We start from the raw sequence: 14024 nt of genomic DNA, 5'->3' as shown, positions 1-14024 counted from the left end.
GGTACCACGGCGTCCGCTCGACTCCCCGTCGGGTCGCTCCGCGAGGAAGCGGTAGCGGCGGGAGGAGGCGTCGAGGGCCGCCAGCGTGACCTGCCAGCCGCCGGCCTGGCGTGCCAGGCGCGCCTGCGCGGACGCGAGGTGGCCGCCATCGACGGCCTGCCCGCGAGAGGACCGCACGACCGGCTCGAGCTCCTCAGTGCGCACCTCCCCGTCGGCCGACTCGAGCTCCAGCCGCACCGCGTCGATCTCGCCGGAGGTGCGCACGCCGAGCCGGACCGGCTCGCCCGCGACGGGATCCACGGGGAAGCGCTGCTCGGTGTCGGCGGCGTACGGGTGGCCGGACCCGGTGGGGCGATGGCGGATCAGCGTCCTGTCCTCTCGATCGGGGCGACGACGCCGAGCTCCAGCGCCAGCCGCAGGTACATCGCGGAACTCCAGAGAAGCGGGGAGGCGACAGGCCCCCACCGGTCCACCCACTCCTGGTGCCGGTCGGGCGCGAGGAGGTGCCGGTCGACCTGCTCGGGCAGCTCACCGGCCGGACCGGCGGTGGAGGCGGCCCACTCGAGCAGGGTCTGCGCCCGGCCCCGATTGCCGCGCGCGAGCTCGGCCAGTCCCAGGAAGCAGCTGAGCAGGGGCCACTGGCCGCCGCCGTAGAAGGTGTCGGCGCGGAACCGATGGACGCCGCCGTCGACCTCGAGGTCGATGGCGATGGTGTCGAGGGTCGCGCCGGTGAGGTCGCTTGCGGGATCGAGCACCCCGAGGGGCGAGATGAGGGCGGCCAGGCTCGCGTCGCTGTCGCCGCTGTCGAGCCACTTCACCAGGTGGCCTCCCTGTACCCCGCGCTCATAGATCAGGACCCGCGCCTCAGCTGCAGCACGGGCCGCGGCGGTGCGCCGGGTGTCGTCGAGCACGCCGAGCTCGCTGAGGGCGTCGAGCCCGGCCACCACGCAGCCGAGGGTCGAGACGTGCACCTCCTCCGAGTGCTCCTCCCACCAGTCGAAGCAGGGGCGCCGCCAGGAGCTGACGAGGTAGTCGCAGGTCAGCTCCAGGGCGGAGGACCAGCGGGATGCGTCGATGCCGGATCGACGGCAGTGCTCGGCGAGGGCCCAGGCCCAGGTCCCGTAGCCGTCGAGCTGGAAGTCCCACCAGTCGTCGTCGCCCTCCCGGCCGTCGAAGGTGAAGCGGGTCGCCAGCATCTTCTCGTCCGGTGCCGAAGCGCCGGCGGCAGCAGCCGCGACGATTACCTGGACCTGGCCCCGCCGGTCGTCGAGGATCCGGGCGCACCAGTCGAAGAAGCGGCTCGCCGCCTCCTCCTCGCCGGCGGCAGACGCGGCGTCGGCGATGAAAGATCCGTCCCGGAACCAGCAGTACCCGCGGTAGGCGGAGAAGGTCAGGCTCGCGGGGAAGGCGCCCGAAGGCTGCTGGGAAGCCAGGATGATGCGCAGGCTGCTCGCGGCCAGCTCGCCGAGGCGCGTAGAAGGAAGGGAGACGGAGGTCATGCTCGTCCGTTCAGGAGGACGGGTCCCCGACCAGGCGGTCGAGGACCCGTCGAATCGGGTGTCGGTCAGCCGGCGATCGCGGCGTTGATGCGCTGCTCCGCGGAGGAGAGCGCGTCTTCGACGGTCTTCCGGCCCGCCTGAGCCTCCACCAGCTCCTCCGTCATGATGTCCTGCATCTCCGACTGTCCGTTGGCGACGACCGGCGGGAGGGCGATGCCCTTCAGTGAGTCGAAGACCGCCTGGCGGTTGGCCGGGGCGCCCTTGTCGAGGTAGGTCGACAGCTTGTCCTGGTCGGCGATCGGCGGCAGCTCCCACCCGGCGTCGAGGCGCGTGTTCACGGTCGTGTCCGACGCGGTGAGGAACTCCGCCCACTTGGTGGCCTCGGCCACATGCTTTGATCCGGCGGAGACGCCGACCGCGTTCGAGAAGACCGCGCTCGCCTGGTCCGTGTTGCCCGGCTCCACTGCGATGTCCCACTTGAACGGCACGTCGGCGAGGGCGCTGAAGATCCAGATTCCGGAGTGCAGCATCGCGAGCTTGCCGTCCTTGAACAGGTTGGTGTCGAAGTCGGCGGTGCCCTGGCCCTGCTCGATGGTCGGCATCACGGTGCCGCTCTTGTCGACGAGCCAGTGGGCGGCCTCGATGCCCTCGGGGGTGTTGAACGCGACCTTGGTGCCGTCCTTGTTTAGGAAGCTTCCGCCGTTCTGCGCGAGCACCTTGTAGTACTCGTAGAAGCTGACCGGCTGGTGGTCGCCCCACTGGCCCTTCGCCTGGTCGGTGAGCTTCTGCGCGGCGGCCTTCTCGTCCGCCCACTTCCAGTCGGCCGACGGGTGCTCGACGCCCGCCGCGTCGAAGAGGTCGGCGTTGTAGTAGAGCACGACGTCGGAGAACGAGCTGGGCAGCGCGTACTGGGTGCCGTCGGTCTGGTAGGCGGTGAGGAGACTGTCGCTGTAGACGCTCGGGTCGCTCACCTCGAGCGGCGCGAGAACGCCGTTCGCCTGGTAGGAGGCGTAGTTGGCGTACTCGATGTCGAAGACGTCCGACACAGTGCCCGCGGCGAGGTCGGTCTGCAGGGCCGTGCCGTAGTCGTCGTAGGGCAGCGTGGTGACCTTCACCTTGATGCCCTTGTTGGCCTTCTCGAATGCCGCGACGATCTTGTCGAGGTTCTTCTCGTTGCCGCCGTTCGAGATGAAGTTCGTGTAGGTGACGGTGACGTTGCCGTCTCCGGACGCTCCGCCCCCGCCGCCACTGTTCGCGCAACCGGCGAGGCCGGCCGCCGTCACGATGGCCAGGCCGGCCGCCGCGAAGACTCTCGTGTTCATGGTGCTGCTATCTCCTTCGATATGGGTGCATCGGGTTGTCCCGGGGCTACTTGAGCCCCGAGCTGGCGACGCCCTGGACGACGTATCGCTGGGCGAAGATGTAGAGGGCGAGCATCGGGAGGATGCTCACCACGGAGCCGGCCATGAGGACGGCCCAGTCGGTGGTGTACTGCCCCTGCAGCGCCGCGAGGGCGACGGGCAGGGTCTGCAGCGCGGGAGCGCGGAGCACCACGAGCGGCCAGAGGAAGCTGTTCCAGCTGCTCATGAACGCGAACACCGTGAGGGTCGCGAGCGCCGGCCGGATGTTCGGGAGCACCACCGTCCAGAAGATGCGGAAGTGACCGGCGCCGTCGATCGTGGCCGCCTCGTCGAGCTCGCGGGGAACCTGGTTGATGGCCTGGCGCAGCAGGAAGATGCCGAACGCGCTCGCGAAGCTCGGCAGCAGGGCGCCGAGGTAGGTGTTGAGCAGTCCGAGCCACTTCAGTTCGACGAACAGCGGGACGATCAGCACCTGCAGCGGAACCATCATCGTCGCGAGGTACACGGCGAATACGACGTTCTGCCCGCGGAAAGGCAGGCGGCTGAAGGCGTAGGCCGCAGTGGAGCTGGTGAAGAGCTGCACCACCGTCGTGACGACCGCAAGCAGCAGGCTGTTGGCGACCACCTGGGCGAACGGACGCTCGCTGAAGAGCTTCGAGTAGGCGTCCAGGGACGGGTTCTCGGGGATCAGCCGTGGCGAGAGGGTCAGGCTCGCCCCCGGCGTGAGGCTCGTGACGATCGTCCACACGAACGGGAAGATCATGACCAGGGCACCGGCGATCACGACGAGCGTGAGCCAGATCCGGGCCGTGCGGCCGGGGACGGCAGCGCGGCGGGTCGCGAGCACCGCGGGGCGGGTGAGCGTGGTGTCAGCCATACGTCACCCACCGGCGCTGACCGCGGACCTGGACGACGGTGACCGCGAGGACCACGAGGAACAGCAGCCACGACAGGGCCGAGGCCTCCCCCGCCTTGCCGTAGCGGAACGTGAGGTCGTAGATCTGCTGCACCACCACCTGGCTCGCGCCGGCCGGGCCCCCGCCCGTCATCGCGTAGACCTGGTCGAACACCTGGAACCCGTTGATCAGCGAGATCACCACCACGAAGAACGTGGACGGCGACAGCAGCGGCAGCGTCACCGAGAAGAGGCGCCGCCACGGGCCGGCCCCGTCGACCTTGGCGGCATCGACGAGCGCCGGATCGATCGCCTGGAGCCCGGCGAGCAGGATCACCATGACGAAGCCGAGATCCTTCCAAGCTGACGCGATGATGATGGAGGGCATGGCCCAGGCGGGGTCGGTCCACCAGCCGGGACCGTCGATCCCCACCATCCCGAGCAAGGTGTTCACGACACCGTTGCTCGGGTTCAGCAGCCAGCGCCACACGAGCGCGACGGCAATCCAGCTCGTGACCACGGGCAGGAAATAGACCCCGCGGAGGAGCCCCCGCCCGGGGAGGGCGGCGTTCAGGGCCAGCGCGAGGGCCAGACCCCCACGTAGACGATCGGCAGGTAGCCGACGATGTAGTAGAGCGTGTGCAGGAAGATCTCGCCGGTGCCGGGGTCGGTGAGCAGCCGCGCATAGTTGTCGAGGCCCACCCACTTCATCGGTGCGAGCAGGTTCCACTGCTGGAGGCTCACCCAGGCCGCGGACACCATGGGGCCCAGGGTGAATGCCGCGAGCGGGAGCGCGCTCGGCAGCAGGAAAGCGAGCACGACGAGGGCGTACCGAAGCCGGGGCGCGCGCCTGCGCGGAAGGGGTGCCGTCCTCGACGGAGCGGGGCGGGTCGCGACGGCCGTCACTCGGAAACCCCGGACTGCTCGACCAGACGCTCGCGCACGAGCCGGCCCTGATCCCCCGCCACCCCATCGGAGTCGAACGGCGTCGAGAGCACGAGTGCGGCCGCACCGCGGGCCCAGCCGTCGTCCTGCCAGGACTCCACGGCGACCTCGAGGCCCCGGCGCCCGGGCAGCAGGCTCGAGCGCAGCGCCGGCTCGAAGCCGTAGACCCAGTGCTTCCAGGCGGCGACGCCCTCCCCCAGCACGATGACGATCTCCGGATCGAGCGTGTGCGCGAGCCCCGCGAGCGTCGTGCCGAGCAGGTGTCCCGCCGCCTCGAAGAGCGATGCCGCTTCGGCCTTTCCGGCGTCGGCCGCGGCGCGGAGCCCTCCATTCCCGCGCCGCCACCGATGATGCCCAGCCGGTGCGCGGAGGCGACCAGGGCACCTTCGCCGATGAGCGCCTCGAGCGCCGCGGTCCCGGGAGCGCCGAGTGGCCCGCCGGCGTAGTACACGGGGATGTGGCCGATCTCGCCCGCGCCGCCTGAGTGGCCGCGGAGGACTGTGCCGTCGACGACGATGCCCGCGCCCACACCGGTTCCGATGGTGAGGACCAGGAAGTCGTCGTACTGCCTGCCGATGCCGTAGAGGCGCTCGGCGACGGCGAGGGCGTTGACGTTGTTCTCGACGAGGACCGGGAGGCCCAGCTCGCGGCGGAGCGCGGGCCCGAGCGGCGTCTGGCGCCAGCCGAACTGGCCCGAATCGACGAGCCCGTTGCCGCGGCGGTCGACGCTGCCCGGAACGCCGACGCCGACGCCCAGCAGGGTGGACTCCTTGCCGCGGCCAACGAAGCCGTGGAAGAGCGCGACTAGGTCCGCGAGGTGCGAGGGACTGAGTGCGTCGTAGGGCTCGCTCGCCGACCGGCGCACAGAGCCATCGATGTCCATCTCGACGAAGGCGATGTGGTCGGGCGCGATCTTGGCCCCGATCGCCTGACCCGCGGACGAGACCAGCCCCAGCATCCGTGCCGGACGGCCGACGCTAGAGTGTGCAATCTCGAGTTCCTGGACAAGCCCGTCGGCGATGAGGTCCTTGACGAGTTGGGTCATGAGCGCGGGGGACACGTCGAGCGCGCGCGCCAGCTCCGCGCGTGATGCCGGCCCCTGGGCTCCGAGATGAGCCAGGATGGCCGAGCGGTTCACGTCCGCGCGTGCCGTTGGGCGATTCGCCATTGAGTCCCCTTAGTTCAGAACTAAATAAACCTTAGAAGTCAGCGCTGAAGCCTGCAACAGGACACGCCGGGCGAGACCAGCCGAACCTCCGCGCCGCTCCGAAGACCTCTCGTGGAACGGAAGGCGTACCCTCACGCCATGAGGCGCATCCCCTGGGCCACCGGCGCGCTTGCGGGCATCGCGGCCGCGTGCGTCGGCCTTGGCGTGGGCGAGCTGCTCGCCGCGTTCGTCGGCACCAGCCCGCTCAGCGGCGTCTCATCCTTCGTGATCGACCTCACGCCCGGCTGGCTCAAGGAGTTCGTCATCTCGTTCGCCGGCACGGCGGACAAGGTCGTGCTCATCCTCAGCCTCCTCGTGGTCGTCGCGGTCACAGCAGTCCTCGCGGGTCTCCTCGAACGCGTGCGGCCTCCCTGGGGCTCCGCGCTGCTCGGCTTGCTCGCGGTGGTCGCCGTGGTCGCGGTGAGCACGCGCTCCGGCGCGACGCCGCTGGCTCCGCTCCCTGCGGTCGTCGGCGCAGCGGCATCCATCGTGGCTCTGCGGCTCCTCACGAGGCGGGCCGTCCGGGAGGAGAGGGTCGTCGACGCTCCTGCGGCCGCAGCGGGAAGCACCCGGCGCTCGTTCCTCGTCACCTCGATCGCCGCCGCGGTGATCGGTGCGGCGGCCGCAGCCACGGCTCAGACCGTGTCGCTCGGCTCCCGCGCCATCGAGACCGCCCGCAGGGCGATCCGCCTCCCCCAGCCCGCCACGGCGGCGCCTCCCGTTCCCCCGGGCGCGATCCTCGACGTTCCCGGCATCTCCCCGCTCATCACGCCGAACGCGGACTTCTACCGGATCGACACCGCGGTCTTCCTGCCGCTGCTGGACCCGGCGGAGTGGACACTGAAGATCACCGGCATGGTTGAGCACCCGGTCGAGATCGGCTACGACCAGCTGCTGGCGCTGCCGATGACCGAGAGCCGGATCACCATCGGCTGCGTGTCGAACCCGGTCGGCGGCCCGTACATCTCGACCGCCACCTGGCTCGGCTACCCGATCCGCAACCTCCTCGCCTGGGCGAAGCCGCTCCCGGACGCCGACATGGTGCTCTCCAAGAGCTCCGACGGGTTCACCGCCGGCACGCCCATCGAGGCGCTCACGGACGACCGGGATGCGTTGCTCGCCGTGGGGATGAACGGCGCGCCCCTCCCCCGCGAGCACGGCTTCCCCGCCCGCATGGTCGTTCCGGGGCTCTTCGGCTACGTCTCGGCGACCAAATGGGTCGTCGAGCTCGAGGTCACCCGCTATGACCGCGTACAGGCGTACTGGACCCAGCGCGGCTGGGGCGAGCAGGGTCCGGTGAAGATGTCCAGCCGCATCGACGTGCCGATCGCCGGCCGGAAGGTGTCCGCGGGAACCGTCACGGTAGCCGGCGTCGCGTGGGAGCAGCACACCGGCATCAGCAAGGTCGAGGTCCAGGTGGACGACGGCCCCTGGAACGAGGCGCGACTCGGGGATGCCCTGTCCGCCGACACCTGGCGGCAGTGGAGCTGGGACTGGCCAGCGGAACCGGGAACCCACACCCTGACGGTGCGGGCGACCGACACGGACGGGGTGCTGCAGGACACCACCATGCGGAACGTCCTGCCCGACGGCGCCACCGGGCTGCACGCGATCACCGTCGAGGTGTGATCTAGCCCGTAGGCCGGGTCCGGACGCGTGGGCGGCCCGCCCGGCGCGCGCCTCAGGTAGCGCGCACCGGAACTGTGCGTGCGCGGCCGGTGACGGCAGCGCGGCTTAGGCGGACTTCTCCGCGCGGATCGGCTTGCGCGGCACGATGGTCGGCGCAGCGTTCTCGAGCACCGACGCCCGCGTGATCACGACGCGGCCGACCTCGCTGTTCGAGGGAACCTCGAACATCACCGGACCGAGGACCTCCTCGAGGATGGCCCGGAGGCCGCGCGCACCGGTCTGGCGGAGGACGGCCAGGTCGGCGATCGCCTCGAGGGCACCCTGGTCGAACTCGAGCTTGACCCCGTCGATCTCGAACATGCGCTGGTACTGACGCACCAGAGCGTTCTTCGGGACCGTGAGGATCTCCATCAGCGCGTGCTGGTCGAGCTGAGTGACCGTGGTCACGACGGGCAGGCGCCCGATGAACTCCGGGATCAGGCCGAACTTGTGGAGGTCCTCCGGGAGCACCTCGCCGAAGAGGTTCACGTCGTCGCCCTTGCTGTGCAAGGGGCACCGAAGCCGATGCCCTTCTTGCCCGCGCGCTGGGAGATGATGTCCTCGAGCCCGGCGAACGCGCCGGCCACGATGAACAGCACGTTCGTGGTGTCGATCTGGATGAACTCCTGGTGCGGGTGCTTGCGCCCGCCCTGCGGCGGCACCGACGCGACCGTCCCCTCGAGGATCTTCAGCAGCGCCTGCTGGACACCCTCGCCCGAGACGTCGCGCGTGATCGACGGGTTCTCCGCCTTGCGCGCGATCTTGTCGACCTCGTCGATGTAGATGATGCCGGTCTCAGCGCGCTTGACGTCGTAGTCGGCGGCCTGGATGAGCTTCAGGAGGATGTTCTCGACGTCCTCGCCGACGTAGCCCGCCTCGGTCAGTGCGGTCGCATCCGCGACGGCGAAGGGCACGTTCAGGCGCTTCGCGAGAGTCTGCGCGAGATAGGTCTTGCCGCAGCCGGTGGGGCCGATGAGGAGGATGTTCGACTTGGCGATCTCGACGTCATCCGCGAGGGCCTCGGCCGGCGTCAGCGTCTGGCGCGCGCGGATCCGCTTGTAGTGGTTGTAGACCGCGACGGACAGCGACTTCTTGGCCGCGTCCTGGCCGATGACGTACTCCTCGAGGAAGTCGTAGATCTCGCGCGGCTTGGGGAGGTCGAACTCCCCGTCGTCTCTTCGCCGGCCTCGGCGAGGCGCTCCTCGATGATCTCGTTGCAGAGCTCGACGCACTCGTCGCAGATGTAGACCCCGGGACCGGCGATCAGCTGCTGAACCTGCTTCTGGCTCTTCCCGCAGAAGGAGCACTTGAGCAGGTCCGCGCTCTCCCCGATTCGCGCCATGCTTACGTCCTCCCGGTCATCGCCCGCCCGCCGGCGCGCGTCGATGTGGGAACGAGCCTAACCCGCAAGGGTGACCATGGGCGGCAAGCGGCGTTCGCCGTCGGCGTGCCGCCCGTTTCGTCCCCCAGTCCCGTCCCCCGGTCGTGTCGCCGCTGCGGTCGCCGAGGTGGCAGGTGATGTCGTTTCCGGGGCGAGGTGGCAGCACCTAGTGCCACCTCGAGGAGGGTGTGGGGAGCTATTCGGGAGCTCCGCGCCGGGTGGCGCCCCGGCGCGCGCGGAGGGGAGGTTCGCCGCGGGCGGTGACCTCTAGGGGTGGCTGATCAGGCTTAAGACGAGGATGCGGTGGGCAGGATGCGCTGCCGAGTCACGTTCTCGCGATGACTCGTCGCGTCGAGCGCGTAGTGAGGCGCCGGACGCGGCGGGCCTTCCCGCCGAGCGCGGGGCGTGACGACGAGCGCGCCCCGTCTACGCCCCGCGCTCGGCGTCACGGGGAGCGCTCGGTGGTCGCACCGCGCTCGATGCGGCCCTGCGTGCGGCGCGTCGCATCCGGTGCTGAGGGCGGGCAACGTGCGCGTCGAGCGCCCCGAGACACCGAGCGCACAGGCGCGGCTCCGAGCGCACCCCGAAACACCGAACGCACCCCGGGTACGGGGTGCGCTCGGTGCCAAGGGGCGCGCTCGGTGGTGGGCGAGCGCGCTCGGTGCCAAGGGGTGCGCTCGGTGGTGGGCGAGCGCGCTCGGTGCTCGAGGGTGCGCTCGACGGCGCCCCGGCCTACCGCGCCTGGGCGATCATCGCCTCGGCGACGGCGACCGCATCCACCCGCGACTCCACCTGGTACGCGGTGTCGCCGATCGTGAACAGCACCGAGCAGTAGGAGGAGGTGTCGGCGCAGGCACGCGCAGCCACCTCGCCGTCGACGGCGAGTTCGAGCGTCAGCGGCTCGAGCCCGGTCGACAGGTCCGGCTCGGCCAGGGCGGCGCGGAGGGCGTCATCTCCCCCGCGGGCCACCGTGATCACGGTGTCGCCGTCACTGCCGTAGCAGCTGTAGACCTTCGCCCGGTAGGCGGCGACGACCGACAGGGGCGCCACCGGCGGCAGGGTGATCTCCGGCTCGTCATAGGAGAAGGAGGACAGGCCGAGCGCCGCGCCGACTCCCTGGGGGTCGAGCGCGCCGTTGCACTGGGCGGTGACGTCCGCCACCATCGTGTCCGGCCAAGCCAGCTGGTCCGGGCCGGCGCCGGCGGTCGCGGCGAACACGGACTCCGCGGCCGGCGTCAGGTCGGCGACGATCTCGTCGATGCTCATCGATCCGTAGGGCGAGGCACCGAGGGCGAAGTTGAAGGCGCTCACCGAGAGCTCGACCCAGGCGTCGCCGACCGGCGCGGAGATCGCGCAGCCGAAGTCGCCGCATCCGGTCGCGGCCTCGACCCCGGCGATGGTGGCGCGGCCGTCGACCGGGCTGTCGCCGAACAGGTAGGCGGTCCAGTCGCCGGCCGCCTCAGGCAGCACGCGGACGTGCAGGTAGGCCCAGTCGTCGGCGTCGCGGTACTCGAGCGGGTTGCCCTCGGCGGCGCCGATCCGCCACGAGCAGGTGAGGCCACCCGCCATGTCGACGGCGAGGTCACCCAGGTCGGCGGAGGGCTGGCGCGCGGCCACCGGCTCCGGGCTCTCGCCGTCCTCGCCTGCCAGAGCGGCGGACACAAGGTCGGAGCCGAGAAGGTCGTCGCAGCCGAGCACGCCGGAGGGCGAGGAGGGAGTCGGGGTCGGCTCGGCGGACGGAGAGGAGGGAACCGGGGACGGCTCCGCATCCGCCGGCGGTGTGGCACAGGAGGTGAGGAGAAGCAGGGCGGCGAGGGCCGCGGGGGCGAGGAGCAGGGAGCGCATGCGGCGAGCCTAGGAACCGCGGCTGCCCGCCCGGCGGCCTCCGCGAGCGCTGCAATCCTTCCTTAACGGCGAGATGCCACCTTCCGCCCCCATTCGCGAAGAAGGAGGGCCGAAAGTGGCATCTCGTGGGTTCCCCGGAGGGAGCCGGGACTAGCGAACGAGCGCGGGGAGGTTCTTCCGGCTCGTGAGGACCTGGTCGATGAGGCCGTACTCGAGGGCCTCGTCCGCGGACAGGATCTTGTCGCGGTCGATGTCCTTGTTGACCTGCTCCTGGCTGCGGTTGGAGTGCTTCGACAGCGTCTCCTCCAGCCACTCGCGCATCCGCATGATCTCCCGCGCCTGGATCTCGATGTCGGAGGCCTGGCCGCGGCCGGCGTCACCGGTCGCGGGCTGGTGGATGAGGATGCGCGCGTTCGGCAGGGCCAGCCGCTTGCCGGGCGTGCCGGCCGCGGTGAGCACGGCCGCCGCGGATGCCGCCTGGCCGAGGACGACCGTCTGGATCTGCGGGCGGATGTACTGCATCGTGTCGTAGATCGCCGTCATCGCGGTGAACGAGCCACCGGGCGAATTGATGTACATCACGATGTCGCGGTCGGGGTCCTGGCTCTCGAGCACGAGCAGCTGGGCCATGATGTCGTCCGCGGATGCGTCGTCCACCTGCACGCCGAGGAAGACGATGCGGTCCTCGAAGAGCTTTGCGTAGGGGTCCTGGCGCTTGTAGCCGTAGGCGGTGCGCTCCTCGAACGTCGGGAGGATGTAGCGCGAGCTGGGGCCGCGCCCTGGCCGAACGCGGTGCCGCCGAAGTCGTAGTTCGTCATGTGTCGTCTCTCTTGGTCGTTGGAACTACAGCTGCTTGACGGCGCTGTCGGTGGTTCCGCCGCCGCCGGTCACGTCGAGGGCCGACTCGCGGATGTGGTCCACGAAGCCGTACTCGAGCGCCTCCTCGGCGCTGAACCAGCGGTCGCGGTCGCCGTCGGCGTTGATCTGCTCGACGGTCTTGCCGGTCTGCGCCGCGGTGATCTCGGCGAGACGCTTCTTCATGTCGAGGATCAGCTGCGCCTGCGTCTGGATGTCGCTCGCCGTGCCGCCGAAGCCGCCGTGCGGCTGGTGCAGCAGCACCCGGGCGTTCGGCGTGATGTAGCGCTTGCCCTTGGTGCCGGCCGTGAGCAGCAGCTGACCCATGGAGGCCGCCATGCCGATGCCGACCGTGACGATGTCGTTAGGGACGAACTGCATCGTGTCGTAGATCGCCATGCCGGCGGTGATCGAGCCGCCGGGCGAGTTGATGTAGAGGTAGATGTCCTTCTCGGCGTCCTCTGCCGCGAGGAGCAGCAGCTTGGCCGCGATCTCGTTCGCGTTGTCGTCACGCACCTCGGAACCGAGCCAGATGATGCGGTCCCTCAGCAGTCGGTCGAAAACGTTCGGCGCCATTACTGGATCAGCCATCGGGAGATGCTCCGTTCTGTGGGAAGTGGTTCGAATCTATCCAAGACAACACGCGCGATCCGGCCTGTTCGCCGTCGGCAGAGTGTCGCGGCGGAGGCGAGCGGAGGCAGCGCTCGCTTGGCACGTTGCGGCTCGGATCGCGCTGCGAAGCGGGCTATCCGAGCCGCAACGTGCTGTCTGGGGACGCGAAGGGCCGGCCCGGGATTCCGGGTCGGCCCTTCTGCGCGGTCAAGAAGGTCAGTGGTTGTGACCCTCGTGGCTGTTCGCCCCGTTGAGCGCGTCGGTCGCGGCTGAGACGTCGAAGCCGTCCTCGTCATCGCTCTGCGCGGTGAAGTCGCCGAGGTCCACGGCTGCGCCGTTGGTGTCGACGACCTTGGCCTTGCCCAGTACGACGGCGAGCGCCTTCGAGCGGGTCACCTCGGCGATGACGCCCGGAAGCTGGCCGTTCTGCTGCAGCACCTCCGCGAACTCCTGCGGCTGCATGCCGTACTGCTGCGCCGCCTGGATCACGTAGTTGGTGAGCTCACCCTGGCCGACCCGCACGTTCTCCTTCTCGGCGATCGCGTCGAGGAGCAGCTGGGAGCGGAAGGTCTTCTCGCTGGACTCGGTGACCTCCGCGCGGTGGGTGTCGTCCTCGAGACGGTTCTCCTGCTCGAGGTGGCGGTGCACCTCGTCCTCGATGAGGGCGGCCGGAACGGGGATGTCCACCTGCTCGAGCAGCGTGTCGACGAGCTTGTTCCGCGCCTCGGTCGCCTGCGTGAAGGACTTGGAGCGAGCCACCTGCTCGCGCAGCTGGTCCTTCAGCTCGTCCAGCGTGTCGAACTCGCTCGCCATCTGGGCGAAGTCGTCGTCGGCGTCGGGCAGCTCGCGCTCCTTGACGGCGAGGAGGTCGACCGTGATCTGCGCCGTCTCGCCCTCGTGGTCGCCGCCGAGGAGGACGGACTCGAACGTGGTCTGCTCGCCCGCGCTGAGGGAGTCGAGCGCCTCGTCGATGCCTTCGATCAGCTCGCCGGAGCCCAGCTCGTAGGAGATCGCGTTCGCGGAGTCGACCTGGTCGTCCCCGATCTTCGCGACGAGGTCGATCTGGGCGAAGTCGCCGGACTTGGCGGGACGGTCGACCGTGATGAGCGTGCCGAAGCGCTCGCGCAGGCGCTCGAGCTCGGCGTCGACCTCCTCGTCGCTGACCTCGGCGGCCTCCACCGTCAGGGTCAGGTCCTCGTAGGCGGGCAGCTCGAACTCGGGCCGGACGTCCACCTCGATGGTGAGCTCGAGGTCGCCGGAGTAGTCCTGCAGCTCGGGGAGCTTGGTGACGTCCGCCTCGGGACGGCCGAGCGGCTTGAGATCGTTGTCGGCGAGCGCCTGGCGGTAGAACCCGTCCATGCCCTCGTTGATCGCGTGCTCCATGACCGCGCCCTTGCCGACGCGCTGGTCGATGATGGGCGGCGGCACCTTGCCCTTGCGGAAGCCGGGGATGTTGACCTGCTCGGCGATGTGCTTGTAGGCGTGGTCGATGCTGGGCTTCAGATCCTCGGGGGGAACGGAGATCTCGAGCTTGACGCGCGTGCGGCTCAGCTTCTCGACGACGGACTTGACCATGGCTCTGTGGGTTCCTGCTCTGTGTGAATAGGTCTTACTGGAAGCTCTTCGTCGGGGCGACAGGATTTGAACCTGCGGCCTCCCGCTCCCAAAGCGGGCGCTCTACCAAGCTGAGCTACGCCCCGGTCGCTGCGCGACCGCTGCGGCCGGGCGTCCGCCCTGGGTAGGACTGTGCCCCGAA

The 14024-nt window shown here is 69.9% G+C and carries 9 protein-coding genes, 1 tRNA gene and 5 pseudogenes; 1 reads left to right on the top strand and 14 read right to left on the bottom strand.

Translation table 11 applies throughout. From position 1 onward, the window contains the following. Nucleotides 1-51: 51 nt before the first annotated feature. The 8 genes and pseudogenes from QUE51_RS18160 to QUE51_RS18155 form a co-directional block, all read right to left on the bottom strand. Nucleotides 52-465 (bottom strand): annotated as a pseudogene (locus QUE51_RS18160) (hypothetical protein); the annotation flags it as partial. Then, nucleotides 363-1499, bottom strand: a complete 1137-nt coding sequence (locus QUE51_RS11705) for a glycoside hydrolase family 15 protein (protein WP_286276564.1) — start codon at nucleotides 1497-1499, stop codon at nucleotides 363-365. The pseudogene QUE51_RS18160 and the gene QUE51_RS11705, both read right to left, overlap by 103 nt. A 65-nt stretch (nucleotides 1500-1564) precedes the next feature. Then, complete coding sequence (locus QUE51_RS11700; protein WP_286276563.1) at nucleotides 1565-2821, bottom strand: ABC transporter substrate-binding protein; 1257 nt, start codon at nucleotides 2819-2821, stop codon at nucleotides 1565-1567. A gap of 46 nt (nucleotides 2822-2867) precedes the next feature. Further along, nucleotides 2868-3737 (bottom strand): carbohydrate ABC transporter permease, encoded by an 870-nt coding sequence (locus QUE51_RS11695; protein ID WP_286276562.1) that lies wholly within the window; start codon nucleotides 3735-3737, stop codon nucleotides 2868-2870. Beyond that, a pseudogene (locus QUE51_RS11690) lies at nucleotides 3730-4284 on the bottom strand (carbohydrate ABC transporter permease); the annotation flags it as partial. The pseudogene QUE51_RS11690 and the gene QUE51_RS11695, both read right to left, overlap by 8 nt. A 41-nt stretch (nucleotides 4285-4325) precedes the next feature. After that, nucleotides 4326-4574 carry a hypothetical protein gene (locus QUE51_RS11685; RefSeq protein ID WP_286276561.1) on the bottom strand — a complete coding sequence of 83 codons (249 nt, stop codon included), beginning with the start codon at nucleotides 4572-4574 and terminating at the stop codon, nucleotides 4326-4328. 83 nt (nucleotides 4575-4657) lie between these two features. After that, entirely contained in the window at nucleotides 4658-4903 is a 246-nt protein-coding gene (locus QUE51_RS11680; protein ID WP_286276560.1) for a hypothetical protein, read from the bottom strand. A 215-nt stretch (nucleotides 4904-5118) separates the two neighbouring features. Then, a pseudogene (locus tag QUE51_RS18155) lies at nucleotides 5119-5868 on the bottom strand (ROK family protein); the annotation flags it as partial. Between the two features lie 138 nt (nucleotides 5869-6006). Between QUE51_RS18155 and QUE51_RS11670 the strand changes: the two are divergent. Beyond that, nucleotides 6007-7536, top strand: a complete 1530-nt coding sequence (locus tag QUE51_RS11670; RefSeq protein WP_286276558.1) for a molybdopterin-dependent oxidoreductase — start codon at nucleotides 6007-6009, stop codon at nucleotides 7534-7536. 105 nt (nucleotides 7537-7641) lie between these two features. Here QUE51_RS11670 and clpX read toward each other — a convergent pair. The 6 genes and pseudogenes from clpX to QUE51_RS11640 form a co-directional block, all read right to left on the bottom strand. Continuing rightward, nucleotides 7642-8917 (bottom strand): annotated as a pseudogene (clpX, locus tag QUE51_RS11665) (ATP-dependent Clp protease ATP-binding subunit ClpX). Nucleotides 8918-9688: 771 nt separating this feature from the next. Continuing rightward, on the bottom strand, nucleotides 9689-10801 hold the full coding sequence (locus tag QUE51_RS11660) for a hypothetical protein (RefSeq protein WP_286276557.1): 1113 nt from the start codon (nucleotides 10799-10801) through the stop codon (nucleotides 9689-9691). A gap of 150 nt (nucleotides 10802-10951) precedes the next feature. Continuing rightward, nucleotides 10952-11572, bottom strand: a pseudogene (locus QUE51_RS11655) (ATP-dependent Clp protease proteolytic subunit); the annotation flags it as partial. 72 nt (nucleotides 11573-11644) lie between these two features. Then, nucleotides 11645-12247 carry an ATP-dependent Clp protease proteolytic subunit gene (locus QUE51_RS11650; RefSeq protein WP_286276556.1) on the bottom strand — a complete coding sequence of 201 codons (603 nt, stop codon included), beginning with the start codon at nucleotides 12245-12247 and terminating at the stop codon, nucleotides 11645-11647. A 237-nt stretch (nucleotides 12248-12484) separates the two neighbouring features. Next, nucleotides 12485-13843 (bottom strand): trigger factor, encoded by a 1359-nt coding sequence (gene tig / locus QUE51_RS11645; RefSeq protein WP_350226651.1) that lies wholly within the window; start codon nucleotides 13841-13843, stop codon nucleotides 12485-12487. 51 nt (nucleotides 13844-13894) lie between these two features. After that, nucleotides 13895-13968 (bottom strand) — tRNA-Pro (locus tag QUE51_RS11640). Nucleotides 13969-14024: the final 56 nt, after the last annotated feature.

This window comes from Naasia aerilata (assembly GCF_030296595.1).
Classification (GTDB): domain Bacteria; phylum Actinomycetota; class Actinomycetes; order Actinomycetales; family Microbacteriaceae; genus Naasia; species Naasia aerilata.
Note: the sequence above shows the minus strand (reverse complement) of the source record. Positions and strands in the feature narration are given on the sequence as shown.